Source organism: Streptomyces sp. NPDC001492 (genome assembly GCF_053597275.1).
Window position 1 is genome coordinate 201734 of sequence record NZ_JBSFHW010000009.1, and the last position, 26044, is coordinate 227777.

25 protein-coding genes are annotated in these 26044 nt (G+C 70.9%); 9 read left to right on the forward strand and 16 right to left on the reverse strand.

Going from position 1 to position 26044, the window contains the following annotated elements; genetic code table 11:
* Positions 1 to 49: 49 nt before the first annotated feature.
* The 6 genes from ACWC1K_RS14715 to ACWC1K_RS14740 form a co-directional block, all read right to left on the reverse strand.
* Entirely contained in the window at positions 50 to 694 is a 645-nt protein-coding gene (locus ACWC1K_RS14715) for a class I SAM-dependent methyltransferase (RefSeq protein WP_450831381.1), read from the reverse strand.
* A gap of 63 nt (positions 695 to 757) precedes the next feature.
* On the reverse strand, positions 758 to 3139 hold the full coding sequence (locus tag ACWC1K_RS14720) for an ATP-binding cassette domain-containing protein (RefSeq protein ID WP_450831383.1): 2382 nt from the start codon (positions 3137 to 3139) through the stop codon (positions 758 to 760).
* A gap of 55 nt (positions 3140 to 3194) precedes the next feature.
* The gene (locus tag ACWC1K_RS14725; RefSeq protein WP_450831385.1) at positions 3195 to 4457 is read right to left on the reverse strand and encodes an MFS transporter; all 1263 of its coding nucleotides are present in this window, start codon (positions 4455 to 4457) and stop codon (positions 3195 to 3197) included.
* Between the two features lie 178 nt (positions 4458 to 4635).
* The gene (locus tag ACWC1K_RS14730; RefSeq protein WP_450831387.1) at positions 4636 to 5052 is read right to left on the reverse strand and encodes a nuclear transport factor 2 family protein; all 417 of its coding nucleotides are present in this window, start codon (positions 5050 to 5052) and stop codon (positions 4636 to 4638) included.
* A 104-nt stretch (positions 5053 to 5156) separates the two neighbouring features.
* Positions 5157 to 5891: a YqjF family protein gene (locus tag ACWC1K_RS14735; RefSeq protein ID WP_450831389.1), complete on the reverse strand. Its 735-nt coding sequence runs from the start codon at positions 5889 to 5891 to the stop codon at positions 5157 to 5159.
* An 80-nt stretch (positions 5892 to 5971) separates the two neighbouring features.
* On the reverse strand, positions 5972 to 7027 hold the full coding sequence (locus ACWC1K_RS14740) for a LacI family DNA-binding transcriptional regulator (RefSeq protein WP_450831391.1): 1056 nt from the start codon (positions 7025 to 7027) through the stop codon (positions 5972 to 5974).
* A gap of 193 nt (positions 7028 to 7220) precedes the next feature.
* Here ACWC1K_RS14740 and ACWC1K_RS14745 point away from each other — a divergent pair, with 193 nt between their 5' ends.
* Positions 7221 to 8273 carry a glycoside hydrolase family 5 protein gene (locus ACWC1K_RS14745; protein WP_450831392.1) on the forward strand — a complete coding sequence of 351 codons (1053 nt, stop codon included), beginning with the start codon at positions 7221 to 7223 and terminating at the stop codon, positions 8271 to 8273.
* 74 nt (positions 8274 to 8347) lie between these two features.
* On the opposite strand, the gene ACWC1K_RS14750 is transcribed toward ACWC1K_RS14745, so the two are convergent.
* Genes ACWC1K_RS14750 through ACWC1K_RS14760 form a run of 3 tightly spaced genes read right to left on the reverse strand, consistent with a single transcriptional unit; the run spans position 8348 to position 10319 of the window.
* Positions 8348 to 9154 carry an SAM-dependent methyltransferase gene (locus ACWC1K_RS14750; protein WP_450831394.1) on the reverse strand — a complete coding sequence of 269 codons (807 nt, stop codon included), beginning with the start codon at positions 9152 to 9154 and terminating at the stop codon, positions 8348 to 8350.
* A complete protein-coding gene (locus ACWC1K_RS14755) occupies positions 9151 to 9444 on the reverse strand; it encodes a DUF397 domain-containing protein (protein WP_450831395.1) in 294 nt (97 codons plus the stop codon). The genes ACWC1K_RS14750 and ACWC1K_RS14755 overlap by 4 nt, the downstream gene beginning before the upstream one ends.
* On the reverse strand, positions 9441 to 10319 hold the full coding sequence (locus tag ACWC1K_RS14760) for a helix-turn-helix domain-containing protein (protein WP_450831491.1): 879 nt from the start codon (positions 10317 to 10319) through the stop codon (positions 9441 to 9443). The genes ACWC1K_RS14755 and ACWC1K_RS14760 overlap by 4 nt, the downstream gene beginning before the upstream one ends.
* Before the next feature lie 191 nt (positions 10320 to 10510).
* Between ACWC1K_RS14760 and ACWC1K_RS14765 the strand changes: the two genes are divergently transcribed.
* Positions 10511 to 10951, forward strand: a complete 441-nt coding sequence (locus tag ACWC1K_RS14765) for an ATP-binding protein (RefSeq protein WP_450831397.1) — start codon at positions 10511 to 10513, stop codon at positions 10949 to 10951.
* Positions 10952 to 10973: 22 nt separating this feature from the next.
* Here ACWC1K_RS14765 and ACWC1K_RS14770 read toward each other — a convergent pair whose 3' ends face one another.
* Complete coding sequence (locus ACWC1K_RS14770; RefSeq protein ID WP_450831398.1) at positions 10974 to 12416, reverse strand: PP2C family protein-serine/threonine phosphatase; 1443 nt, start codon at positions 12414 to 12416, stop codon at positions 10974 to 10976.
* 45 nt (positions 12417 to 12461) lie between these two features.
* Between ACWC1K_RS14770 and ACWC1K_RS14775 the strand changes: the two genes are divergently transcribed.
* Entirely contained in the window at positions 12462 to 13274 is an 813-nt protein-coding gene (locus tag ACWC1K_RS14775; protein WP_450831400.1) for an SAM-dependent methyltransferase, read from the forward strand.
* A gap of 116 nt (positions 13275 to 13390) precedes the next feature.
* Positions 13391 to 14233 carry an SMP-30/gluconolactonase/LRE family protein gene (locus tag ACWC1K_RS14780; protein WP_450831402.1) on the forward strand — a complete coding sequence of 281 codons (843 nt, stop codon included), beginning with the start codon at positions 13391 to 13393 and terminating at the stop codon, positions 14231 to 14233.
* A 17-nt stretch (positions 14234 to 14250) separates the two neighbouring features.
* Here the strand turns inward: ACWC1K_RS14780 and ACWC1K_RS14785 are convergent, their stop codons facing one another.
* Together ACWC1K_RS14785 and ACWC1K_RS14790 are read right to left on the reverse strand one after the other, a co-directional pair.
* On the reverse strand, positions 14251 to 15423 hold the full coding sequence (locus tag ACWC1K_RS14785; protein WP_450831404.1) for an acyl-CoA dehydrogenase family protein: 1173 nt from the start codon (positions 15421 to 15423) through the stop codon (positions 14251 to 14253).
* 96 nt (positions 15424 to 15519) lie between these two features.
* Entirely contained in the window at positions 15520 to 16698 is a 1179-nt protein-coding gene (locus tag ACWC1K_RS14790; RefSeq protein ID WP_450831406.1) for a CdaR family transcriptional regulator, read from the reverse strand.
* Positions 16699 to 16903: 205 nt separating this feature from the next.
* Between ACWC1K_RS14790 and ACWC1K_RS14795 the strand changes: the two genes are divergently transcribed.
* Genes ACWC1K_RS14795 through ACWC1K_RS14815 form a run of 5 tightly spaced genes read left to right on the forward strand, consistent with a single transcriptional unit; the run spans position 16904 to position 21068 of the window.
* Positions 16904 to 17836 carry a substrate-binding periplasmic protein gene (locus tag ACWC1K_RS14795; RefSeq protein WP_450831408.1) on the forward strand — a complete coding sequence of 311 codons (933 nt, stop codon included), beginning with the start codon at positions 16904 to 16906 and terminating at the stop codon, positions 17834 to 17836.
* Between the two features lie 10 nt (positions 17837 to 17846).
* Positions 17847 to 18602: an amino acid ABC transporter permease gene (locus ACWC1K_RS14800; RefSeq protein ID WP_450831410.1), complete on the forward strand. Its 756-nt coding sequence runs from the start codon at positions 17847 to 17849 to the stop codon at positions 18600 to 18602.
* Positions 18599 to 19393, forward strand: coding sequence for an amino acid ABC transporter ATP-binding protein (locus ACWC1K_RS14805; RefSeq protein WP_450831412.1), 795 nt, complete (start codon positions 18599 to 18601; stop codon positions 19391 to 19393). Before ACWC1K_RS14800 ends, ACWC1K_RS14805 begins: the two co-directional genes overlap by 4 nt.
* Positions 19390 to 20667: an NAD(P)/FAD-dependent oxidoreductase gene (locus ACWC1K_RS14810; protein WP_450831413.1), complete on the forward strand. Its 1278-nt coding sequence runs from the start codon at positions 19390 to 19392 to the stop codon at positions 20665 to 20667. The genes ACWC1K_RS14805 and ACWC1K_RS14810 overlap by 4 nt, the downstream gene beginning before the upstream one ends.
* 59 nt (positions 20668 to 20726) lie before the next feature.
* Positions 20727 to 21068, forward strand: a complete 342-nt coding sequence (locus tag ACWC1K_RS14815) for a hypothetical protein (protein WP_450831415.1) — start codon at positions 20727 to 20729, stop codon at positions 21066 to 21068.
* Between the two features lie 40 nt (positions 21069 to 21108).
* Here ACWC1K_RS14815 and ACWC1K_RS14820 read toward each other — a convergent pair whose 3' ends face one another.
* From ACWC1K_RS14820 to ACWC1K_RS14835, 4 genes are all read right to left on the reverse strand, one after another.
* Positions 21109 to 22488, reverse strand: coding sequence for a Tat pathway signal sequence domain protein (locus tag ACWC1K_RS14820; RefSeq protein ID WP_450831417.1), 1380 nt, complete (start codon positions 22486 to 22488; stop codon positions 21109 to 21111).
* 215 nt (positions 22489 to 22703) lie between these two features.
* Positions 22704 to 23414: a type 1 glutamine amidotransferase gene (locus tag ACWC1K_RS14825; protein WP_450831419.1), complete on the reverse strand. Its 711-nt coding sequence runs from the start codon at positions 23412 to 23414 to the stop codon at positions 22704 to 22706.
* A gap of 143 nt (positions 23415 to 23557) precedes the next feature.
* On the reverse strand, positions 23558 to 24130 hold the full coding sequence (locus ACWC1K_RS14830) for a MarR family winged helix-turn-helix transcriptional regulator (protein ID WP_450831421.1): 573 nt from the start codon (positions 24128 to 24130) through the stop codon (positions 23558 to 23560).
* Positions 24131 to 24336: 206 nt separating this feature from the next.
* On the reverse strand, positions 24337 to 25965 hold the full coding sequence (locus ACWC1K_RS14835; protein WP_450831423.1) for a S53 family peptidase: 1629 nt from the start codon (positions 25963 to 25965) through the stop codon (positions 24337 to 24339).
* Between the last annotated feature and the right edge of the window lie 79 nt (positions 25966 to 26044).

The window sequence follows — 26044 nt, forward strand, 5'->3', positions numbered from 1 at the left end:
TAGGCGTCAACGACCTCGACGCATCAGAGATTGATCCGATGTACGGGTATCAGTTCGCGGGTTCTGCGATGCCGATGAAGTGCCCGGCCACCGGTCGGACGCGGACCGACCAGCCCAGCGCGGTGAGGTCGCTCGTGAGCGTCCGGGCGTCGTGGAAGACCTTCACGATGCGGTACTCGCTGCCGTCGTCGAGCCGTCGCACCGCCGCCGGGACCGGGTGATCGGCGACGACGTCCTCCGCCGCGGCCCCGGCAGGCCCGTCGTCGATGAAGATCACTCTGCCGCCCGGGCCGAGCGAGTCGGCGACGGTGTCCCAGAAGCGGGGCAGGCGCGCGGGCGGGACATGCGAGAGCCAGAAGGCGAAGAACACGATGTCGTAGCGCCGCGGCGGCTGCCACGCGAACAGGTCGGCCTGGACGAACTCGACGGTGGCGGCCCCAGTGCGCGCACGAGCGAGCGCCAGCACCTCGGCCGCCGCATCGACGGCGGTCACCGACTGCGCCCGCGCGGCGAGCAGCCGGGTCCACTGGCCTGTTCCGCAGGCCGGCTCCAGCACATCCCCGACTATCGGGAGATCGTCGACGGCGGTGAGCAGCGCCTGCAGTTCTGCGTGCTCGGCGTAAGGCCGGTCGTACTCGGCCGCGCCCGCCCGGTAGGAGGCCAACTGCTCCGCCAGCAGTGCGTCGTCATCCATACCGCCATGGTCGGCCCCGCCCCTTGGACAGGGTCAAGGCCGACCGGAGGTGTGGCGCACCGGTCAGGCGCCGACGTACTCCGCGAGGTGCTCGCCGGTGAGAGTGGAGCGGGCCGCCACCAGGTCGGCCGGGGTGCCCTCGAAGACGACGCGGCCGCCGTCGTGGCCGGCGCCGGGGCCGAGGTCGATGATCCAGTCGGCGTGCGCCATGACCGCCTGGTGGTGCTCGATGACGATCACGGACTTGCCCGAGTCCACCAACCGGTCCAGCAGACCGAGGAGTTGCTCGACGTCGGCGAGATGGAGGCCGGTGGTCGGCTCGTCGAGGACGTAGACGCCGCCCTTCTCGCCCATGTGCGTGGCCAGCTTCAGGCGCTGGCGCTCACCGCCGGAGAGCGTGGTGAGCGGCTGCCCCAGGGTGAGATAGCCGAGCCCGACATCCGCGAGACGCTCCAGGACCTTGTGCGCGGCCGGAGTGCGGGCCTCGCCCCCGGCGAAGAACTCCAGGGCCTCGGAGACCGGCATCGCGAGCACCTCGGAGATGTCCCGGCCGCCGAGCCGGTACTCCAGCACCGAGGCGTCGAACCGCTTGCCCTCGCAGTCCTCGCAGGTGCTGGCGACCCCGGCCATCATGCCCAGGTCGGTGTAGATGACGCCCGCCCCGTTGCACGTCGGGCAGGCACCCTCGGAGTTGGCGCTGAACAGCGCGGGCTTGACGCCGTTGGCCTTGGCGAACGCCTTGCGGATCGGTTCGAGAAGACCGGTGTACGTCGCCGGGTTGCTGCGCCGCGAACCCCGGATCGGGCTCTGGTCGACCGAGACGACCCCGAGCTCCTCGGGGATCGACCCGTGCACGAGCGAGCTCTTGCCGGACCCCGCGACACCGGTGATGACGGCGAGCACACCGAGCGGGATGTCCACGTCGACGTCGCGCAGGTTGTTCGCCGTGGCGCCCCGGATCTCCAGGGTGCCGGTGGACTCGCGCACCCCGTCCTTGAGCTTCGCGCGGTCGTCGAGATGGCGCCCGGTGACGGTGTCGCTGCCGCGCAGCCCGTCGAGCGGGCCCTCGTAGCAGACGGTGCCGCCCGCCGTGCCGGCGCCGGGACCGAGGTCGACCACGTGGTCCGCGATCGCGATGACCTCCGGCTTGTGCTCCACGACGAGCACCGTGTTGCCCTTGTCCCGCAGCCGCAGCAGCAGACCGTTCATCCGCTGGATGTCGTGCGGATGCAGGCCCGCGGTCGGCTCGTCGAAGACGTAGGTGACGTCGGTGAGAGAGGAGCCGAGGTGGCGGATCATCTTCACGCGCTGCGCCTCACCACCGGAGAGCGTGCCCGCGGGCCGGTTCAGCGAGAGGTAGCCGAGACCGATCTCGACGAACGAGTCGAGGGTCTGCTGCAGCGAGCTGAGCAGCGGCGCCACCGACGGCTCGGCGAGGGAGCGCACCCAGTCGGCCAGATCCCTGATCTCCATCGCGCAGGCGTCCGCGATCGAGATCTTCTCGATCTTCGAGGAGCGGGCGTGCTCGGCGAGCCGGGTGCCCTCGCACTCGGGACACACGGTGAAGGTGACCGCACGCTCCACGAAGGCCCGGATGTGCGGCTGCATGGCCTCCTTGTCCTTGGACAGCATCGACTTCTGCAGGCGCGGGATCAGACCCTCGTAGGTCATGTTGATGCCCGCGATCTTCATCCGGGTCGGCTCCCGGTGCAGCAGGTCGTGCAGCTCCTTCTTGGTGAAGCTGCTGATCGGCTTGTCCGGGTCGAAGAAGCCGGACTCCGCGTACAGCCGGGAGTTCCAGCCGCCGCCGGTGTAGCCGGGGATGGTGAACGCACCCTCGTTGATCGACTTGCTGTCGTCGTAGAGCTGGGTCAGGTCCAGGTCGGAGACCGAGCCGCGGCCCTCGCAGCGCGGGCACATGCCGCCCACCTTGTTGAAGGTGACCTTCTGCTTGGCGCCGCCGCCCACCGAGATGGCACCGGCCGCGGAGACCGAGGGCACGTTGAAGGCGAACGCCCCGGGCGGCCCGACGTAGGGCTTGCCGAGCCGGCTGAACAGGATCCGCAGCATCGCGTTGGCGTCGGTGGCGGTGCCGACCGTGGAACGCGGGTCGGCGCCCATCCGCTGCTGGTCGACGGAGATCGCGGTGGTCAGCCCGTCCAGTACGTCGACCTCGGGCCGCGACAGGCTGGGCATGAAGCCCTGTACGAAGGCGCTGTAGGTCTCGTTGATCAGGCGCTGCGACTCGGCGGCGATCGTGTCGAAGACCAGCGAGCTCTTGCCCGAGCCGGAGACACCCGTGAAGACCGTCAGCCGGCGCTTCGGGATCTCGATGCTGACGTCCTTGAGGTTGTTCTCGCGCGCGCCGTGCACGCGGATCATGTCGTGGCTGTCTGCCGCGTGCAGCGCGGGCACCTGCGCGTTCGTCCTCTTCGCCGTGGTCATCGTCTCTCCATGGGTCGGGCCGGGCGGGCGCGGGAGTCGTCGTTCTGCGGTCACGTTAGCCGCGGCCGAGGAGTGGGCGCTTCTCGATTCCTGACCGGTCGCCCCGGCGGGCCTGGAGCAGGACGCAGGCGACGGCGCCGAGTGCCACGGTCGCGAGGCCCGAGCCGCCGAGCGTCGCGCCCGGGCTCAGCGCCGTGGTGAGCGGTCCGCCGAGCGCCGTGCCGAGCGGCGACGCGGTGAGGAGTACCGCGCTGCGGGCCGCGAGCATCGCCGCCAGGTGCTGCGGGGGCGACTTGGCCTGCATCAGCGTCACCGACAGTGCCACGAACGGGCCGTAGATCGCGCCGCCGAGCATGAAGCACGCGACGGTGACGGCCGTCGGCGCATCGGTCCCGAACGGCACCAGGACGAGCCCCCAGGCCGTCACGATGCCGACCGTCACGGGCCACAGCGGCAGCCGCCGCAGTGCCCCGACCGCCAGCGAGCCGAGCACGGCCCCGAGGCCGAACAGCATCCAGTACAGGCCGAGCAGGGTGCCGGGTGCGTGCAGGTCCTCGGTCACATGCAGCGGCAGGGCGACCTCGACCGGGCCGTAGAGGAAGTTGAAGAACCAGGTGAGGGCCAGCAGCCCGAGCAGCTCGGGACGCGACCGCAGCAGCGCGAGCCCGCCGCGGGCGGCCGGCCCGTCGACAGGGGAGACCTGCCCCGACTCCGGCAGCCGGGTGCGCACGACGAACACGGCGAGGAAGACGTAGGTGAGCGCGTCCAGGCCCAGTACGAGCGCGGAGCTCGCGTACGTGACCAGAACTCCGGCGAGGGCCGGGCCGGCGATCGTGGCGGCGAAGTCGAGCGAGCCGACGAGGGTGTTCGCGGCCAGCCGCTGCTCGTCCGGCAGCAGCTCGGCGAGCAGCGTGTACTTGCCCGCACTGCCCCAGGCGTGCAGCAGCGAGGAGACCGCGAGCAGCACGACGTACAGCGACGGCGTGAGCAGCCCGGCGAACCAGGCGAGCGGCACAGCGCCGAGGAACACCCCGCGCACCACACTGTCGGCGATCAGCAGCCGCCTGGCCGGCACCCGGCGCAGCCGGCGGCCGAGCAGGAGCGCGCCGAGCACGCCCGGCAGGGTGTACGCGGCGACCGCGCCGCCGACCCACAGCCCCGCACCGGACTGCGGCGCGAGCTCGATGGCGAGCCACGCCACCGCGACGAAGCTCATGCCGTCGCCGAGGCAGGAGACCGCGAAGCCGAGGAACAGCCGCCGGAACAGCCGGTGGGCCAGGACCGGCCGGAAGGTGGAGGGAACGAGGCGTCGGATCACCCCCGTCACGCTAGGCGTGGCCGGGGGACTGCGCTTCTCGATTCCTGATCGCTCTGTCCGGGTGTCGGGTGAACGGCCGTCGGCGTCCACGCGTACCGCTGGTGGCACGCCCGTCCGGAGCGGGGCCGAACAGCGCCGAGAGGGAGACGCACGTGGTGCCGGGGTGGACAGCAGCCCGTCAGCTCTGATCTGGGCTGGGCCGCCACGAACTGCCGGTCTCGCGTTCGAACGCCGGACGCACGTCCACGGTGTCGTACACGATGCGCAGCGTGGCAATACGGCCGTCCTCGGCGAGCTCGGCCAGGTCCACCACGTCAAACGGCGCGGCAGCTCCGGACGGCAGGCGCCAGTCGAAGTGGAACCAGAACGAGATCAGTGCGGCCCCCTGCTGGGTCCGGCCCTCCGCCACCCCCAGCAGAGTCAGGCCCGCCCGGCTGGTATCGGCGAAGAGCTCGGGATAGAACTCCGTGGCCGGTCGAGGGCCGTACAGCGGAGAGTGCACCATCGCTCCAGGCGCGAACAACGCCAGCACCGCCTCGGCGTCCGCCCGCTCCAGCGCCGCCAGGTAAGCCGACACAAGCTCAGCTGCAGTCATGATCACTCACTCAGGATCAGGCCGAAGCGACAGCCCATGCTCTCATCCCACCACTGGCGCTCCGCCCGTCAACCGGCACAACGCCCCAAGATCTCACATGTGTTTCAGCGGGCGGCGGACGGTGTCCCGAACCGGACCGAGACGCCCGGCGAGTAGAGCACGCTGACCGGCGCCTCCGTCATCCGGGGCAGACCGGCCGCCATGATCAACTCGTCGTCCAGGTCGAGAAGTTCGGCCCGGTGCAGCGGCCAGGGCGCATGCTCGTTGGGCAGGTGCACCGTGCGGCCGTGCCACGGGACGTGCATGCCCCAGCGGGCGGTGAGGAACAGCTCCAGGGGTGTGGGCTGCGCTATGGGCGCGCCGGGTCGCACCACGACCCGGCTGCTGGGGCCGCGGGCTGCGGACCGTCCGCGGCGGCAGGTGTAGGTGATCCTGTCGTTCGCGCGGTGCAGCCGCATGGCCGACCACACATAGGGCAGCCGTACGCCCAGCCGCCCCACCAGCACGGGCAGCAGCCGGGTCGCGTCCAGGGAACGGAACACGACACCGCGGCGGCCCCGCTCGTCCACCGAGTACAGCCGTACGTTCGTCTCGCAGAACGTTCCGAGATACGGCAGACCGGGCCCCGGACCGAGTCCCACGCCGCGCATCAGGAACGGCACGAGGCCGACGTAGGTGACCCCGTCGAGGGTGTCGGGCCGGGTGCCGGAAGGCAGCAGGGGAGCCACCCGCTCCGGTTCCACCGGCCAGTGCAGGAAGGTCAGTTCGTGCCAGCCCTGCACCAGCGTCGGCCGGCGCACGGGCCGCGGGGTGGAGGCGGTGACCGGTTCGATCTCCATGCCCAGGCTTCTAGCACGCGGGCAGTTGCCCGGCTGCTCCGGCGGGCCAGGGCTCGCCGGTGTTGTGCGCAACGGCACAGTCATCGATGCCGGTCCGGTGGGGGTGCGGTGCTGTCTCTGACCACCAGGCTGGTCGGGACGAGATCGGTGCCGGGCTTGGAGTCGCCGCGGGTGCGGATCTGCTGGAGGGCGTCCTGGACGCAGCGGCGGCCGACCTCCGCGAAGTCCTGGTGGACCGTGGTCAGGGGCGGCACGAAGAAGGCGGCGTCGGGGATGTCGTCGAAGCCGACGACGCTGATGTCCGCGGGCACCCGCACACCGCGCTCGTGGAAGGCACGCAGCAGCCCCAACGCCATCTGGTCGTTGGAGGCGAACACGGCGGTGCAGTCGGGCTGTTCGGCGAGCGCGAGGCCGGCCGCGTAGCCGGACTCGGCCGACCAGTCGCCGTGCAGGGGCGGCGGCACCGGGCGTCCCGCCTCCTTGAGGACCGTGCGCCAGGCCTGGGTGCGGCGCTGACCGGCGAAGGACGTCTCCGGTCCGGTCACGTGCCAGACGGTGCGGTGGCCCAGGTCGAGCAGGTGGCTGACGGCCTTGCGGGTGCCGTCGGCCTGGTCGGTGTCGACCACGCTGTAGCGGTCGCCGGCGTCGGAGTCCACCACGACGACGTGCACGCCGGGCGGCAGCTGCACCGTGCCGGTGTCCAGCAGATGGATCTCCATGATGACGATCACGGCGTCGACGGCCAGCTCTCCCATGCGTGTGAACGCCCCCAGGACGTTGTCCTGGGTCGGGACGTCGATGGGGATCAGGGTGATCGCGTACCCCTCGGCCGCGGCATGGGTGGCGATCGCCTCCACGGTGCGGCTGTTGCCCGTCGAGGACAGGCTGAAGAGGATCACGCCGATGGTGTTGAACTGGCCGTAGCGCAGGGCGCGCGCCGCGCTGTTGGGCCGGTAGCCCAGGTCGCGCATGGCCGAGAGCACCTGCTCCCGGGTCGAACTGATCACCCCGGGGTAGCCGTTGGAGACCCGCGAGACCGTCTGGGAGGACACGCCCGCCCGCTTGGCGACATCGGCCATGGAGACCCGCTGCTTGCGGCGTCCGCCCGGGACGCCGGTGCTGCCCCGTTCGACCACTGGTGCCTCCCTCGGGTGCCCGACCTGTTGCGCGACGCACCGGATGTTACGCGTGAGGAGCCTTGACGGTCGCTGGGGCGGATGCCACGATTCCGGCGCCGCCGAGTTCACGTAAACATCCGTTGCGACGACCAGCGCATGTTTACGTAAACATGCGGGGCGCCGAGCCGCCACCTCCTGAAAGGCCACGTCGATGCGCAAGACCCCCACCAACCGCCTCGCTCCCCGGCTCCGTGCCGCCGGTGCGGCGGTAGCGATCGCCGCGGTCAGCGGCGCGACCCTCACCGGCAGCCCCGCCTCCGCCGCGCCGAAGACGGACACCACCCAGTTCAAGGGCGTCAACTGGGCCGACCCGCGCGACAACTACGCCGACGACCCCGTCGTCCTGTCCGGTCTGTCGCTCTCCGACACCTACGCCCAGACCTACACCAAGGCGAGCCGGGTGATCTCCGCCTTCCGCGCCAACCTCGGCGCCAACACCGTCCGCCTGCCCATCAACCCGTACACCGTCAACGGCTCCTACTGGAAGTCGTACCGCGGTGTGATCGACGCGGCGACGGCCAAGGGCTTCAAGGTGATCCTGTCGTACTGGGAGGGCACGGGGGCGCAGAAGGACGGCTTCATCGACGACGAGGCCACCTACTGGCCGATGTGGAACACCGTCGTCAAGGCCTACAAGGGCAACTCGAAGGTCTACTTCGAGCCGATGAACGAGCCGCACGGCTACACCGACACGCAGTGGGCCGACATCGCCGCCAAGTGGCTCGCGACGTACGGGTCGGTCCCGCGGGGCCGGGTCTTCGTCAGCGGAGCCGGCTACAACGACCACGTCACCTCGGTCTGCGCCGACCCGCGGCTGAAGGGCACCTACCTGTCGCTGCACCACTACGGTTTCTGGAAGTCGTACGCCACCTACGACCAGTGGAAGGCCGACCTCAAGGAGCGCATCGGCGACTGCGCGAGCCGTACGGTCATCGACGAGTTCGGCGCCCCGATGACCACGGGCCTGAACTACGACAAGCCGGCGCCCGACGACAACTACGTCAACTTCATCCAGGCCGAGACGGACACCGCCCGCGAGCTGAAGATGGGCTCGGTGTACTGGCCGGGCCTGCGCACCGACGACATCTACTCGATACAGAAGCTCGTCGGCGACGCCTCCCGCCCCTGGCTGGAAACCACCAACCAGTCCGGCGCGGACCGTCTCGCCTGGGCCTGGGGACGCGGCCGGCCCGTCCAGCCCTGATCCTCGCACCAGCCGCCGGACGGTCCCGGAGCCACTGGGCCCGGGACCGTCCGGCACCCCGCCGAACGTCGCGGCTACGGCTTGATGCCCACCCCGGTCCAGAGGCTGACCTCGGCGTCCGTGGCGTCGGGCTCGCCGTCCGGGCGCCAGCGGTGGCCGACCGCGATGCCGGGATCGAGCAGCTCCAGTCCGCCGAAGAACTTGGCGACGTCGTCCTTCGAGCGGAACTGCACCGGCGTGCCCGCAGTGGTGTAGATGTCGGTGACCTTCTGCCAGGTGGCCGGGTCGAAGTCGGGCGTGCAGTGGCTCAGGGCCAGCGCGCTGCCCGAGGGGAGGACGGCCAGCAGACGGTCCACGATGCCGTACGGGTCCTGCGCGTCCGTCACGAAGTGCATCAGGGCGTTGAGGGACAGGGCCACCGGCTGGTTCAGGTCCAGGACCTCGGCCAGGGCGGGGGAGTCCAGCAGCGTCGCCGGGTCGTTGACATCCGCCTCGATGTACGTGGTGCGGCCCTGGGCCGTGCTGCGCATCAGGCGCTCGGCGTACTTGAGGACGAGCGGGTCGTTGTCCGCGTAGACCACCCTGGCCTCGGGGACCACGGACTGGGCCACCTGGTGCAGGTTCGGCTCGGTGGGGATGCCGGTGCCGATGTCCAGCCACTGGCGGATGCCGTGCTCCTGGGCGAGCACGCGGGTGGCGCGGTGCATGAACGCCCGGTTCTCACGGGCGCACACGAAGATCGCCGGGTAGGCCGAGGCGACGGTCTCCGCGGCCTGCTTGTCGACCTCGAAGTGGTCCTTGCCGCCGAGGTAGTAGTCGTACATCCGGGCGGAGTGGGGCCTGCTGGTGTCGATGTCCCGCGCGGCGTGCGAGCTGGTCATGCTGTCCCTTTCGGTGGGGTGCGTGGGGGGTACAGGGCCGTCAGATGATCGGCGAGACCTCGTTTGACTCCCGCGACGAACGCGGTGATCTCCTCCGGGGTGTAGATCAGCGCGGGTCCTGCGGGGTCGGTCGACTGCCGCAGGGCCACCCGGCCGTCGGCGAGCTGTTTCGTCTGTACGCACTGGCCCCCGTTGGGGCCGCTCCACGGAGACTCCCAGCCCTGTTCGCCGAGGTCCGAGGCCGGCATGCCGTTGTAGACGCCGCGGACACCGCCGTCGGCGCTGGTCATGAGTACTCCTTTCGCATGCGGTTCAGGAGCGCCCTGCTGTCCGTGTCCGAGGTCAGCAGGGACATGCGGTTGTGCGCCTCCAGATGGGCCGCCACGTCCGAGCGCTGGTCCAGGTACATGGCGCCGGAGAGGATCTCGCTGTAGACGATGTCGGGCAGCTCCGGCTCCTTGAACCGGAAGTAGGTGAAGGGGGCGCACGCGCCGACGTGGGCGCCCGCGGAGAACGGCACGACGTCGACGCTGACGTGCTCCAGCTCCGAGACCTCCAGGAGCCGGTCGATCTGCTCCCGCATCACCTCTGGGCCGCCCACCACCCGGTGCAGCACCGTCTCTTCGAGCACCACCCACAGCGTGGGCGCATCGGGTCTCTCCAGCAGACTCTGTCGGCGCAGCCGCAGATCCACCCGCCGCTCCAGGTCCTCCTCGCTCCCGCCCGGGAAGCCGCCGCGCAGCACCTCGCGCGTGTAGTCGTGGGTCTGCAGCAGCCCCGTCACATAGTGCGGCTCGTAGGTACGCAGCGTCGTCGCGCCGGACTCCAGGCTCACATAGCCGCTGAACCAGCTCGGCAGCACATCGCGGTACAGATGCCACCAGCCGGGCTCGTTGGCCCGCTCGGCAAGGGCGACGAACTCGTCGATCTCCTGCCGGTCGGCTCCGTACGTCTCCAGCAGCTTGTCCACGTACAGGGGCTTGAGGCCGACCTCCGCCTTCTCCAGGCGCCTGATGGTCAAGGAGGTCACCCGCAGGGCCCTGGCCGCCTCGTCCAGCGTCAGACCCGCATCCTGGCGCCGCTCCTGCAGCCGCCGGCCGAGGATCATGCGGAGAACGGTAGGTGCGCTGGGGCTGTTGCCCGCGCCCGACCGGCCTTCGTTCACCACGCCCTACCTCCTGAGTCGCCGTCACCGTGCCATTGCTGAAAGCGACTTGACGATGCGGACGGACAGATACCGGCTCCATGAAATTATCAGGCAGCTGGTTGCAGCTTGAACTTCCCTGAGAGCATAGTTACTTGTGTGAATCGTTACGACGGTCACAGCGCGCCCCGCTCCCCACGGAAGGCAACTGCGTGTCCCCCCACACGACTTCCTCTCCGCAGCTCTTAGACGCCCCGGACCCGGAGCGCACCCACTGGCTCGAACTGCCGCCGCACCGCTCCAGCATCAGGGTCGCCCGCCGCTCCGTCGGCGCGCGGCTGAGCGGCTGGCGCCTGCCGGCAGACCTGTGCGCGGACGCCGTCCTGCTGGTGTCGGAACTGGCCACCAACGCCGTACGGCACACGCTCAGCGCCCGGATCCTGTGCGGCATCGGGCTCATCACCGAACAGTGCCTGCGCCTCGAGGTCCACGACCACGACCGCAGCGACCGCGGCCTGCCCCGCTGCGAGCCGTGCCCCGACGACGAGAGCGGCCGCGGGCTGCTCATCGTGGGGGAGGTCGCGGACAGCTGGGGAGTCGACCGGTCCAGACTCACCGGCGGCAACGCCGTGTGGGCGCACCTGACGGCCTGAGAGCCTGCCGGGGGAAGGGCGTTCAGCCCTTCTGCGGGGTCAGCTCGGCGAGCAGCAGGGTGCGGTCGTCGGCAGCCGCCGCGGTGGAAGGGGTGCTCAGCAGCCGCCGGCACAGGGACTGCAGCGGTTCCTGCTCGCCGGCGGCCGAGGACTGGGCGGCCGCCGTGTCCAGGGCGCGCGCGAGGCGGATGATCTCCTGGTCGATGTCGGCGTCCCGGGACTCGACCAGGCCGTCGCTGTAGAGCACGAGCAAAGCGGGTTCGTCCACGGTCAGCACGGTCGCCTCGTAGCTGCCCGCGCCCAGTCCCAGGGGCAGGCCCGGGCCGGTGAGCGCGACCGGCGCGGTCCGGCCGTCGGGGCCGCGCAGCAGCGGCGGTGGATGGCCGGCCCCCACCAGGGTGCAGGTGCGCCGCCGCGGGTCCCACTCGGCGTACATGCAGGTCGCGAACGATGCCCCCGGGGTGTCGCAGGCGAGTGCGTCGAGGCGCCGTATGAGATCGGCCGGCGGGATGTCGAGGGTGGCCAGGGTGCGGACGGCGGTGCGCAGCTGGATCATCGCGACGGCCGACTCCGGGCCGTGTCCCATGGCGTCCCCGACGACCAGACTGACCCGGTCGCCCGGCCGTTTCAGCACGTCGAACCAGTCACCGCCGATGATGTTGCCCTGCCCGGCGGGCAGACAGCCGTGCGCGATGCGGCAGCCCTCGACCTCCTGCGCCGTGCCCGGCAGCAGGCTGTTCCGGATGGCCAGGGCGGTGCGGCGCTCGCGCTCGTAGCGGCGCGCGTTGTCCAGGGCTGTGGCGGCGCGTGCGGCCAGCGCGTCCGCGGCCACGACGTCCGCGGGCCGGAAGGGGGCCCGGTCCGGGCCGCGCGAGCAGGCGACGAACCCGACCGAGGCGCCTCGCAGTTGCAGCGGGACGACGAGAAAGGACGACATGCGCAGCAGGTCGTCGATCCGCGCGTCGCCGCCCGCGGAGGCGACCAGCCGTTGTGAGGTGTGCGGGTCGATCGCGTCCAGCAACTGCGCATGGCCGGCCGCGAGCGCACGGGCATACGGTGTCTCGCGCGGGAAGACGATCACCTCGCCGACCGGGAGCACCCCCTCCCAGTCCTCCACCGCGTCCGTGCCGATGCGCAGCGCCAGACGGCGCGCCTCTATCTGGGGCGGGTCCGCGACGGCGTACAGGTTCTCGTCGCGCAGCCAGCGCTCCAGCAGATAGATCGAGGCCGCGTCGCAGAAGCCGGGGGTCAGCGCGTGCACGACATGGCTGCCGGTCAGCCCCAGGTTCAGTTCCGAACCGATGGCGTCGGCGGCGGGGGAGAAGGCCGACCGGCGGGGCGAGGGCAGTGCGGCGGGGGGAATGTCGGTGCGGCTGCGCGGTTCGTTCCGCAGGGGTCGTGCCTTTCCGGGTGGGGGGCTCCGGGCACGCGGCGATGAGGGTGGCTCGCCGTGTGTCGTCGGCAACTATATGATGTTGCGTCAAGGCCCCTGGTCAAAAAGGGAGTTGCAGTGCCCGAGAGTGAAGGTTTCCCGCCGGGGACCGATCCGGACAGGGCGAGCGTCGCCCGCGTGTACGACGCCTTGCTGGGCGGGGAGCACCACTTCGCCATCGATCGGGAAGCGGTGGCGGCCATCACGGCCATCGAGCCCCAGGCGCGCACCCTGGCCCGGGCCAACCGCGCCTTCCTCGGCCGGGCCGTGCGCTTCCTGGTCGAGTCCGGGGTACGGCAGTTCCTCGACCTCGGCTCGGGCATCCCCACCCAGGGCAACGTCCATGAGGTGGCGCAGGCGGTCAGCCCGGGAGCCCGGGTGGTCTACGTGGACAACGACCCGGTGGCCGTGGCGCACAGCACGTCGCTGCTGGCCGACAACCCGGACGTGGACATCGTCGACGCCGACATCCGGCGGCCGGCCGACATACTGGCCTCTCCGCAGGTGCGCAAGCTGATCGACTTCGAGCAGCCGGTCGCCGTCCTCATGAATGCGATCCTGCACTTCATCACAGCGGAGGAGGACCCCGCCGGCCTTGTGGCCGCCTTCAGGGACGTCCTGCCGGAGGGCAGCTACCTGGCGATGTCGCACGGCACGAACCAGGACCGCCCGGACAAGGCCGCGGCGGTGGGCCAGCTGTACCGGTCCAGGGCCACCTCGCCGGTCATCACCCGCTCCCACGACGAGATCCTCGAACTCTTCACCGGCTTCGACCTCGTGGAACCAGGCCTGGTCTACCTCCCCCTGTGGCGCCCGGACGCCGACGACCGGATCCCGGACAAGCCGTCGGAGTACTGGGTGTATGCGGGGGTCGGCCGCAAGGCCGGGTAGCCGGGAAAGCAGTTCCCAGGTACCGGTCGCCGCTCGCTGTCGATGCGGCGGGCCCTCGTTCGTGTAGAGGGTGAAGGCCGGCACCGGGCCGGCCCGAGCGCAGGGCTGTGAGAACGATGACCCACGTATCCACGCTGCTCACCGGACGGGGCCTGGTCGAGTCACCCCGCTGGCACGACGAGCTGCTGTATCTCTCCGACTGGACCGCCGGCGAGGTCCTCGCCGTCGACCTGGAAGGCCGCAGCGAGGTCGTCGCGCGGGTGCCGTCGCTGCCGCTGTGCACCGCCTGGCTGCCCGACGGCCGACTGCTGATCGTCTCGTCCGCGGAAGGGCGGCTGCTGCGCCGCGAGCTGGACGGAAGCCTCGTCGAGTACGCGGATCTCGGCATCCCCGGCTGGAACGACATCGTGGCGGACGGCCGCGGCAACGCCTACGTCAACCGCGCCCACTTCGACCCGATGGCGGGGGAGGACGTCAAACCCGGCTCCGTCCACCTGGCCGCGCCCGACGGCTCGGTGCGCGAGGTGGCCGACGACATCGCCTTCCCCAACGGCATGGCGGTGACCGCCGACGACGCCACCCTGATCGTCGCCGACTCCTACCGCCGCCGGCTGCTCGCCTTCGACATCGGCGCCGACGGCACCCTGTCGCACCGGCGCGTCTGGGCCGATCTGGGCGAGGGCGTCCCGGACGGCATCTGCGTCGACGCGGAGAACGCCGTCTGGTACGCGGACGTGCCCAACCGGCGGTGCGTGCGCGTCGCGGAAGGCGGCACCGTCCTGGAGACCGTGGAGCTGGACCGCGGAGCCTTCGCCTGTGTGCTCGGCGGACCCGACCGCCGCACGCTGTTCGTCACCGCGGCCCGCTGGCAGGGCATGACCGAGACCGAGATGGTGGCGCCCGGAACCGGCCAGGTGCTCTCGGTGCCGGTCGAGGTGCCGGGAGCAGGACGGCCGTAGAAGGTGCCGCACCTGCCTCACAGGAACGGTGTGCCCGCATCGAGTCCCGACAGGACCCGGCCGTAGATCTCCAGATTGGTCGCGGGGTTGACGAAGGAGTGCAGATTCAGGGCCTGCACATCGCGCACCGCCCGCTGGATGGGCACCTCCCGGTGCAGGGAGGACGCCCCGGAGGCGGAGGCGATCAGATCGACGGCCTCCTTGCACAGCCGCGCCACATAGCCGCTCTGCCCGCGGATCCTGGCGCGCTCCTCCTGGCTGTACGGTTCGCCGGCCTCGATACGGGCGACGAAATCGCTGGTCAGCAGCTCGGCGCAGGAGATCTTCAGCGCCGCCTCGGCCGCCTGGAGATGAGTGACCGTCGCCTCGTTCTGCCGCTGGTGGAAGGTGTAGGTGATGCCCCGCCGATGAATCCGCCCCGTGAAGTCCTCCAGCGCCGCCCGCGCCAGGCCGAGCGCGTTCGGCGCCGTCCAGGCGCAGAACATCAGCAGGACGGGCATCCGGTAGAAGGGGTCGTCGGCGTTGGACTTGGAGGGGAACTCGCCCTGGAGGAGGGGCCCGACGTGCAGCACACGGTGCGCGGGCACGAACACGTCACGGGCGACCACGCTGCTGCTGCCGCTGCCCGCAAGACCGGAGACATGCCAGTCGTCGAGGATCTCCAACTCGGCCATGGGTACGGCGGTCCACAGCACCTCGGGCGGCCCCTCACCCGAGTCCACGCGAACCGTCAGCAGGTGCCAGTCGGCGTGCCGGCAGCCGGTGGCGAACCGCGAGGTGCCGTTGACGACATAGCCGTCCGTCGTGGCGAGGGCAGTGGCGTCCGGGATGAGGGTGCCGCCGATGCGTACGTCGGGACCGGTGAAGATCTCGTCCTGCGCCTCGTCGGGGAAGAGCGCCGCGATGAAGGCGCAGCCGGCCTGGATCAGGGCCGTGAACGCGGTCGAGCCGCACGCGGCGGCGACCTCGGTGAGCGTGTCGACCTGGGTGCGCAGCCGGGTCTGGTAACCGCCGTACCGCCGGGGGACGTTCATCCGGTAGATCCCGGCGTCCGTCAGCGCTGAGACGACCTCGCTGGGCACACTCCTCTCCTGCTCGGTACGGAGTGCGTGCTCGCGGATGAACGGGGCGATCGCGCGGGCGCGTTCGACGATGCCGGCGTCGGAACGTGGTGCTGACGACGGAGCCATGGACGACCTCCGGGCACGACGGAGCCCTCACCGTGACGCGGATCGCGTGCACTGTCAACGGCGCCTGTAGCCGCAGGAGTTGAGCGGAACGGCGGGTCAGCCACTGCCCATCCGGTCCGCCAGGCAGGCGAGGTAGAGCGCCATGGTGGTGCGGTGTTCGCGCAGCGGCCGGCCGGTGATCTGCTCGATCTTGTTCATGCGGTAGACGACGGTGTTGCGGTGGATGTGCAGGGCGGCGGAGGCCCGTACGAGGTTGAATCCGCTCTCGCACCAGGCGGTGATCGTGTCGCGGAGCGCCGGCCAGTCCGGCTGGGCGCGCAGCTCCGCGGCGGTGAGGTCGACCAGGCGGTTGCGGGCGGACTGGTTCACCGCGGCCAGGACCTGGTGGACCCGCAGATCGGCGATCAGCTGGACGGGGGAGTCCCCCGTCGTACGCCCGCCCAGGCGCAGCGCGTCGCAGGCGTCCTGGTACGAGTCGTGCAGACCGCCCACCGAGGAGGCGGGCTCGCCGATGCCCACCCGGGCGGTGAGACCGTCCTGCGCGGCGATGACGTCGACGACCCGCCGGCAGTCGGCGACCAACTCCGTGCGGCGCCGGGCCGGAACACGGTGCAGGACACCGATCCGCCCGGGGGCCGCACCGGCGACGATGTCCTGCGGGTCGGCGAAGACCTCGCGGACGGTGCGCAGCAGTTCCGTGCGGACCAGTGCCACGTCCTGGGCGGGCCCGCCGCCCCGGCGCCGTGCGGCCCCCTCGGGCACGGTCACCTCGATGGCCACCGCCACCCGCCGCAGCCGCAGGTCGAAGCCGAGTTCGGCGGCACGGAAGACGAGGAAGTCGCCCTCGACGACCTGGGGATCGTAGGAGGCGATGTCGGCGAGCAGCTTCTCCGCCGCCCGCTCCGAGAGCAGACGGGAGCGCAGCATCACGGACTCCCTCAGCAGGATCTCCGTCTGGCGCTTCACCAGCAGTCCGAAGCGGCGCACCTGGGCGGGGGTGCCGGTGATCCCGACGGTGCCCACCGCCTGGCCGCCCGCGACCAGCGGCAGGGTGACGCCGGGGCGTACCCCGCGCAGCTGCTGGGCCTGTGAGGCGCTGTGCGTGGCCGGTTCCTGTGTACGGAGGACCTCGACCGACGCCTCGTGGAAGGACCCCAGACGGCTGCTGTCACCGCTGCCGATGACCATGCCCTCCGCATCGGTGATCAGCACGTTGAAGCCGATGACGGCGGAGGTGTCCCCGGCGATCTCCTGGGCGAGTGACGGGCTCAGCACGACGGTTCCTCCCGTGGGGGAGAGCGGGCCGGGGTTGGACGCACCGTACAGGGCATCGCATGATTCCGGCCACACGTTCGTACGAAGCGAACGGTGACGCACCATACGGTCGATCTCTAGCGTATGGGCCCAACCAAGCTCCCGCCGAGGGCACAGCGCGGTGAACGGCGGGTCCCCTCAGTGCCGATACGGAAGGCCCACGCCGATGATCCGTGTGCGCTCGTTCGCTGTCGCTTTGTCCGCGATGCTGATGATGTCCACCGTTGCCGCCTGTGGTTCGGACGGCGACGACACCCCGAAGGACGTGTCCGCGAAGACCGCCGCCCTCGGCACGCTCACGCCCGGTGTCATCAAGGTCGCCGTCCAGCCGTACGCGCCCTACACCACCGTCCAGGGCGGAAAAATCGTCGGCCTGGACGGCGACATCCTCACCCACGTGGCCAAGAAGCTCGGCCTGCAGGTCAAGCCGCAGGTCACGGACTTCGCCGGCATGCTCGCCGGTGTGCAGTCCCGGCGCGTGGACATCACCATCGGCGGGGTCGCCTGGACCGCCGACCGGCAGAAGCAGGGCCTGTTCACGGACCCGCCCTACTACTCGCCCCCGGCGATGGCGGTCCGCAGCGGAAAGACCTACAAGACCGTCGACGACCTCAAGGGCCTCGACCTCGGCACCGTCGAGGGCTACGTCTGGGTGAAGTCCATCCAGTCCGTGCCCGGCGCCAGGCTGCACGCCTATCCGGACGCCACCGGCGTCTTCGACGACCTCGGGGCGGGCCGCGTCGACGTCGGCTTCCTCGACCCGCTGATCATCATCGCGGCCCAGAAACAACGCCCGGAACTGAAGATCAGGACGGAGTACCTGACACCGCCCACCGCTGCCGAGGTCAAGGCCAAGCCCGCCTACGCGTACTTCCAGCCGTACCAGACCGGCTTCTACCTCCCCAAGCAGGCAACGAAGCTGGAGAAGGCGATCTCCGCGCAGATCGACGCCATGTACACCAACGGCGAGATGGCCAAGCTGGTGAAGAAGTACGGCGGCGACCCGGAGCAGTTCCTCAAGCCGGCCGCCGACGTCGCCACCGCGCGCCGCGGCGTGGACCGGCCGGGCACCTGGACGCCGCCGTCCATCGGACAGTGAGGGAGCGAACATGTCCGGCCTCTTCCAAGTCCCCTGGTCCGACTACCGGTCCGACCTCCTCGACGCGCTCTGGCGCACCGTCTCCTACACACTGGTCAGCTTTGTCGGCGCGGTCCTCCTCGGCCTGGCCGTGGCGCTGCTGCGGCTGAACCGGGCCTGGCCGGCGCGGGCCGTCGCCGCCGTCTACACCGAGGTGTTCAAGAACGTCCCGCTGCTGGCCATCATCTTCCTGACCTACTTCGGCCTGGCCTCGGCCGGGATCCGGCTGGACGTGTTCAGCGCTGGCTGCCTCAGCCTGATCGTCTTCTACGCCGCCTACCTGTCCGAGATCTTCCGTTCCGCCATCAGCGGCGTGCACGCCGGACAGACCGAGGCGGGCGAGGCGCTCGGACTCGGGAAGGCGGGCATCTTCGCGCACGTCGTCCTTCCGCAGGCCGTCCGGCAGGCCCTGCCCGGCACCAACACCATGCTGGTCGACCTGCTCAAGTCCACCTCGCTGCTGGTCACCGTGTCCGCCGCCGAGCTGATGTCGGAGGGCCGGCTCATCACCTCGGAAACGTTCCGGGCACTGGAGGTGTACCTGGTCATCTCGGCCATCTACTTCGCCCTGTGCTACCCGCTCTCCCAACTCCTCCTGCTGCTGGAGCGGAAGGTACGCGCCGGTGTCCCCCTGTCCCCCTGGCGACGGCGCCGGGTGCGCGCCGCCGGTGTGCTGCTCGCCGCCGACCCCGGCGCGGCAGCCAACCCGAAGGAGGCGGTCGTATGACCGAGCCCGTCACCACGGCGAGGAACGCGCCGACGGCCCCCACCGAGGCGGTCGTACGGATCCAGGGCCTGAGCAAGTCCTTCGACGGCCGCCTGGTGCTCGACCACGTGAACCTGGAGGTCGACCGCGGCCGCATCGTCAGCGTCATCGGACAGAGCGGCGGCGGCAAGACCACCCTCATGCGCTGCGTGAACCTCCTCGAACGCCCCGACCAGGGAACGGTGGAGGTGGCCGGCGAGGTGGTGCACAGCGGCGGCCGCATGGTGTGCCGCGACCTGCCCCGGCTGCGCCGTACGGTCGGCATGGTCTTCCAGCGCTTCAACCTCTTTCCCCATCTGACCGCCGTGGAGAACGTCGTCCTGGCGCAGCGCAGGGCCGGCATTCCCGAGCAGGAGGCGCTGGAGCGGGCTGTCGTGCTGCTGCGCCGGGTCGGCGTGGCGCACCGCGGCCTCGCCCAGCCGGACCAGCTCTCCGGTGGAGAACAGCAACGCGTCGCGATCGCCCGGGCGCTGGCGCTGCGCCCCGAGGTGCTGCTCTTCGACGAGCCCACCTCCTCCCTCGACCCTGAGGCCACCCGTGAAGTGCTCGGCGTGATGCGTGAACTGGCCGCCGACGGCATGACGATGCTGCTGGTCACCCACGAACTGCCGTTCGCCCGCGAGGTGTCCGACCACGTCGTCTTCGTCGACGGCGGCCGCATCGTGGAGGAGGGCGCGCCGCAGGACGTCCTCGACCGCCCCGCCCGGGCCCGCACCCGGGAGTTCCTCGCCTCCTACGAGTCGGCGTCATGACCGCGCCCGTGGTGGTCCTCGGAGGTGGCGTCGTCGGACTGTGCACCGCGTACTACCTGGCCGAGGCGGGCCTCGCGGTGGAGGTCGTCGAACGGCGCGGCCTGGCTTCCGGAGTGTCCCGGGGCAATGCGGGCTGGGTCTGCCTCAGCCACTCGACGCCGGTCCCTGCCCCGGGTGTCGTGCGGTACGCACTGCGCTCCCTGGGCCGACCGGACTCACCCCTGTACCTGCGTCCCCTGCCCGACCCGGCCTTCGTGCGCTGGTTGTGGCGGTTCTGGCGCAGCAGCACCCCGGCCGCCTTCCGGCGCGGCTACGCGGCGATCGCCGAGCTGAACCGCACCACCTTCGACCTCTTCGACGGCCTGCGCGACGCCGGAGTCGACACCACTCTGACCCGCCCCGGCATGGTCCACGCCTTCCTCTCCCCGGCCGAGGCCCGCCATCACCTCGCCGTACAACGGGAGATGGCCGAGGACCGCTACCCGTTGCCCGACGATGTCACCACCGGGGACGAGGCCCGGCTGCTCGACGGCGCGCTGTCGTCCGGGGTGCGCGCGGCGTATCTCGTGGAGGGGGAGGGGGTGGTCGACCCGGAGGCATTCGCCCTCGGGCTCGGACAGGCGCTGGCCGCGACCGGTGTGAAGGTCCACGAGAACGCGGAGGCGGTGGGGTTCAGGACCGGCAGGGGGACCGAGGGGGGCCACGTCGCGGCGGTGCGCACCACCTTGGGAGAGATGCCGTGCAAGGCCGTCGTGATCGCGGGCGGCATGCGCTCCGCCGGCCTCCTGGGCGCGCTGGGACACCCGCTGCCCCTCCAGGCGGGCAAGGGCTACAGCTTCTCCGTGGATCTGGACCCCGCCCCCCGGCACACCCTGTACTTCGGCGAACGCCGGGCCGTCGCCTCACCGATCGGCGGCACGACACGGATCGGCGGCACGATGGAGCTGAGCGGCAACAACAACCGTCTCGACTGGCGCCGCGTCGTGGCCGTCGCCCTCGCGAGCCGGCACTACCTGGGCCGCTGGTTCGACGACCCGGACGACCTGGTCGGCCTGATCCGCGACCCCTGGGTCGGTGGCCGCCCCTTCCTGCCCGACGGCCTTCCGGTCATCGACCGCGTCCCCGGCCACGCCAACGCCTTCGTGGCCACCGGACACGGCATGCTCGGCGTCACCCTGGGCCCGGTCACCGGGCGCCGACTCACCGAGTACGTCTGTACGGGCCGGCGTCCCGAAGCCCTGGAACCGTTCCGCTTCGACAGGCTGCGCCCCTGATGCCGGCGTGATTCAGTGGGCTGGGTACCGGTCTCGCCGCAGAACCCGGGAGGAGCCGTATGACGCCGGCCGAGGAGCGTTTCGACGACCTGGTGAGCGAGTTGCTGGGCCTTCCCGGGGTCACTCCTCCCGGCGGCTCCGGCTTCGGTCGGAGCGCGCTGCGGGTGCACGGCAAGATCTTCGCGATGCTCGTCCGCGGGCAGTTGGTCGTGAAGCTGCCCAAAGAGCGGGTGGACGCGTTGGTCGACGCGGAAGAGGGGGGCCACTTCGACGCCAACAAGGGCACCCCCATGAAGGAGTGGTTCGCTCTCTCCCCGGAGTCCGCCCTGGACTGGTCACCCCTTGCGCGGGAGGCCCTGACGTTCGTCGGCGGGCAGCAGAAGCGCCCCGCCGGCGGCTGACGGCGGCCTCCGCGGCGACCGGGCGTCTGCCCGAGGCGGCTCAGTGTCCCCGCAGCGGATTGGCGCGGGCCGCCGCAAGCAGGTACCAGGCCGTGGCGCCGAGGTGTCGGTACGGGTAGTAGCCGAAGCCGAAACCGGTGTCCAAGGGACTGCTGGCCGACACCACACCCGACCGTTCGGGCAGCGCCTTGCTCCCCACCGTCTGGCCCGCGCCGAGCTGGTCCTGGGCCTGTTCGATGGAGGCGATGAGGCGCGCGGCCCGCCGTTCGTCTCCGCTCGCGCAGCGTTCCCGCAGGGCCAGGGCGAGGTGGGCGGTGCCCTCGAACCACACGCCGTTGCGGTCGGGCTTGGGCTGGGAGGCCGCGATGGGCGAGCTCTCGTCCGCGAGGAGGGATGCCGAGCTGAAGGTGACACCCTCGTACGACTGCCCGGCGGGAACCGTGCTGTTGGGGCGGTCGGCGGTGTCCAGCACCGCGAGGTGGTCTGCCGCCCAGTCCACCGAGCGGGCGCGGCGGCGGTCGTGGAGGGACAGATGGCTCCAGGTCTGGGTGTCCTCGGGCACCGGCGAGGTGTTGACGGTGACTCCGTCGTTGGTGCCTGTGTAGAAGTAGCCGCCGGACTCGTTCCACATCTTGTCGAGAAACGCCTGTGCGCGGGCTCGCCGCTCCAGCCAGACGCCGTCCCCGGTGAGTCGGGCGAGACGGGCGAAGAGGCAGGTCAGGTCGATGTTGTGCTCGGTGGAGGTGAAGGGGAGCTTCTGATCGCTGCCGTCGACGCCGAACTTGTAGCCGCCGAGCGGCTCGTCGGTGCGGCCGTGCGCCTCCACCCACTCGCCGATCCGCACGGCACCCGTCAGGAACCGCGCCGCCCCCGTGCGGGCGGCCAGCGCCGTCAGCGCGATGCCCGCCCAGGCCATGTCACCGACGGCCGTACCGGTGAAGCCGAACTGGGTGCCGACGTTCACGGTGCCGTCCGCCCGCACAAAGCCGTCCGGCTGCGGTGAACCGTCGTAGAAGACGTACGGCCCGACGTTGTACGCCTGCCGGAGCCTGCCGTCCGTGTGCTGCGGGTCGTGGGTCTGTGCGTAGAGCAGTGCGTCCCCGAGAGCGATGGCTCTGGCGCGCGAACCGGGGGCGGAGCGGGCGAGGTGGGCCAGGATCGCGAGGGCGTTGTCGTACGTGAACGCCGTGCTGAAGAGCCCGGCCTGATCGGTGTAGCTCTGGGCCAGGCGGATGCCGCCGTGGTCCGGGTAGCCGTCCATGGCCGCAGCGAGGAAGGCATGGCCGCGCGTCCGGGCATCTTCCGCCCCGGCGGCGGGAGTTGAGCCGGTGGCCGCGCGAGCCGTGCCACCGCCGAACACGGCCAGGGCGGCAGCGGCGCCCCCTGCCCCGATGGCCGTCCGACGGGCGATCTCGGCCATGGCTGCTCTCCTCGGGATCGGTGACGCTGCTGGGTCCGAGAGCTCTGCTCTTTGAGAGCGCTCTCAAGTGGCCATATTCTGCTGGTGCGGGGGGTGGTGGTCAAGGTGATGTGCGGGGGAGGAGTTGTGCGGAGGGCGGATGGGGCGAGGGGTGGGATCGCGCCCCAACTCCCTCCTCGGAGAGGGTGGTTGAGCCGTGCTCGCTGCGGACCGTGTCAGTCCGTCGCGCCCGCCACCCGGTCGAGGAACCCGTCGACCAGGTCGCGGGTATTGGCCCGGGCGACCGCCTCCAAGTCGCTGCTTCGGGCGAGGAGCCGGCCGGGGTCGACGCCGTGCCGCAGTGCCTGCTGTTCACCGCCGTTCGCCAGCCACCCGCGCAGCATCCACATCGTGATCTCCGGATGGAACTGCACCCCGAGGCTCCGCCCGACCCGGAACGCCTGCACGCCCACCTCGTTCCGCGCCAACTCCTCGGCGCCCGGGGGTAGTACGCACCGGTCGAAGTGCCACTGCATCCAGGGGCCCCGGCCCACGAGCGACGGGTCGTGCGTGTCGATCTCGGTCCAGCCGATCTCGGGACGCGGCGACGGCTCGACCGATCCGCCGAGGGCGGTGGTCAGCGCCTGGGCACCGAAGCAGACGCCGAGCACCGGTATGCCGAGGTGGTGCGCCTTGCGCAGCAGCGCGAGCTCCCCGCCGATCCAGCTGCCTATGGCCGTCTCGTCGTACACCGACCAGGGTGCGCCGAGCGAGACGACGAGATCCCAGTCGGCGGCGTCGGGGAAGGCGAAGGCGACGTCCGGTGCGTGGTGACGGTGCTCGGGCACGACGGTCACGACCTCCAGGCCGTAACCACGCTCCACGAGGCGGGCACCGACCAGCCCCGGTTCCGTCGTGTGGTCGTGCTGGACGACGAGTGCGCGCACGGTGGCTCCTTGGTTCTCGGCGGGCCTCTTCGAACTTATTGTTTGAGTTCAAATGATAGGGGTGGTTCGCCGTGATCTCCATGAGACACCGCCCGCTGTCCAGTCACCCGCGGGCGGTCTCCGTCGGCCACCGCGGCCGAAACTCAGCCCTTCGCCCGCCGGCCACTGCGCCGGGGTGCCGGCTCGGCGCCGTTGAGGAGGGTCTGGCGGCGCTCCTCGCCGTTCTGCTCCACCTGCATCACCACGCGCCGCAGGCCCTCCGCCAGGGTCCGGCACTCCTCGTCCGTCAACTGGGCAGTGACGAAGGCCTCCTCCTCGTTGAAGGCCGGGAACAGCCGCTGCATCAGCTGCTCGCCCTCGTCGGTGAGGCTGAGCAGGACCAGCCGTCCGTCCGTCGGGTGGCCGGCCCGCATAAGGAGGCCACGCGACTCCAGGGTGCGCGACACCCCGGTCAGCGTGCCCTTGGAGATGCCCGCCTCCTCGGCCACGTGCCGGGTCTCCGACTCGCCCCACACCCATACGACCCACAGCACGACGAACGCCGTCCAGGTCAGGTCGGAGCCGCGCAGCACCGAGTTCTCCACATGCTGGCGGACGGCGGAGGCGGCCCGGTAGATGTTGGCCACGGCGGCCATCTGGTCCCGTCGTATCGGGATGCCGCCGAGTTTCGCCGCGGCGAGCTTCTCGGCTTCGGTGATGGATCGCTGGCCGGGCACGGGCGCTCCCTCGCACTTCATTGACCGTTCGGACTCAAATTGTACGAAGAGAACGACGAAGGGGCGCAGATCGGTGGGGGAACACGTGCCGGGCGCCTCAGGACCTGACTGACCGACTGGCCAGGCCTGTTCCACGCCGTGCGCCGCAGCGCGGGCCGGGAGTGCTCCCGGCCCGCGCTGCACAGGTCCGTCCTCAGCCGCCCGGGTCAGCCGAGCAGCTTGCTCGCCAGGGTCGCCGCGTTGTACGAGCCCCATCCGGTGGTGAAGTCCCAGCCGGTGGCCGCGGAGTAGGCGCCGTTGCTGCCGCTGGTGATGTCGTGGAAGCCGGTGCCGTTCGCCGAGTAGAGGGCCGGGTTGGCGAAGCCGAGGTTGGCCTTGCCGGCCGCGGCGGCCTGCTGGTTGTAGAGGGCCGCGAACGCCGCCCACTCGGGGGCCGCGGCGCTGGTGCCGCCGACCGAGGACCACGAGCCCTGCGAGTAGATCGAGACACCGGGGCTGGGGTTGGCGTGCGCCGAGACGTCCGGGACCTGGCGGAAGCCGCCACCGGCGCTCTTCTGCACCGCGGTCTGCCAGCTGGGGATCTTGAAGACGGAGGACTTGCCGCCGCCACCGCCGGACCAGGCCACCTCCTTGCTGAAGGCGTTGGACGAGGTCACGGTCAGCTTGGTGCCGCCGACGCCGGTGACATACGGGTCGCTGGCCGGGTAGTCGACGGAGGTGCCGCCGTCGCCCGCGTCGTCGGAGCCGCTGTCACCGGAGGCCGCGTAGAAGCCGAGGCCCTGGGCGGCACCCGCCTTGAACACGGCATCCACCGCGTTGATGTTGGAGGTGGTGCGGGCGCTCTCGGCGGCGCCCCAGCTGATCGACGTGGTGGGGATGCCGCTGTCGACGATGGCCTGGTAGGTGTCGACCTCGCCGGCGTCGGAGTTGGGGCCCTCGAAGACCGTGACGTTGGCCTTGGGGGCGATCGCGTGCAGGACCTCGATGTCCAGCTCGACCTCGACCTGGCCGTCGCCGAGCGCGCCGGAGCCGCCGTCGACCTTCTGCACGGTCGGGCTGGGCGAGCCCAGGCTGTAGTTGGTGTCGTACTTGGTGATGTTGGACTGCTGGAAGCCGTCGAACTCGATCAGTGCGATCTTCTGGCCGCTGCCGGTGTACGTGCCGGAGACGTTGTAGCCGCCCTTGAGCTGCGCCGGGGTGTAGCCGCCGCCGGGGCCGTTGTGCGGGGTGACCGTGGAGGGCGCCTGGTGGTGCAGGCTGAGGCGGTTGTTGAGGCCGGCCACGTCCCTGACGAGGGAGGCAAGGGAGGTCGGGAGCGTCGGCGCGGTGTCGTTGGCGTAGAACGAGCGCCCCGAGGCCGTGTCCTGCCACGTCGACAGCTTGGTGCCGAAGGCCTTCTCCAGCTGGGCGGCGGTGCCGCTGGCGTCGACCAGCAGATTGCCCGAGTGGACCTTGCCGACGGTGAGGCCCTGCGCGCGCAGATAGTCCTTGAGCTGCTGGACCTCGGCGGTGGTCCGGCCGAAGCGGGCCGCGAACTGGCCCTTCGTCAGGTAGTGGCCGTAGGAGCTCGACCGCGGATCGCTGACCTTGGCGACGAAGGTGTCGAGCGCCTTGTCGTTTCTGGGGGTCAGGCTGATGGCCACCGATATCCGCTTCCCGGCGGCGACGTGGCCGGTGCGGGTCGCGTTCTTGTTCAGTCCCTTGAGGACGTCTCCGGTGACGGCCGCGCGCGTGGTGTGCGGCTGGCTGGTGCCGACGGCGTAGGCGGTGGGTACGGCGGCGGCGAGCAGGGCCGGGACGGTGACCAGGCCGAGCAGTTTCAGGCGTGACTTCACTGGAGTCCTCCGGAGGTGGGGGGTGGTGTCCCGGAAGTCGGAACGGCTTCAACGTAGGAACATCCGCCCCACCCGCATA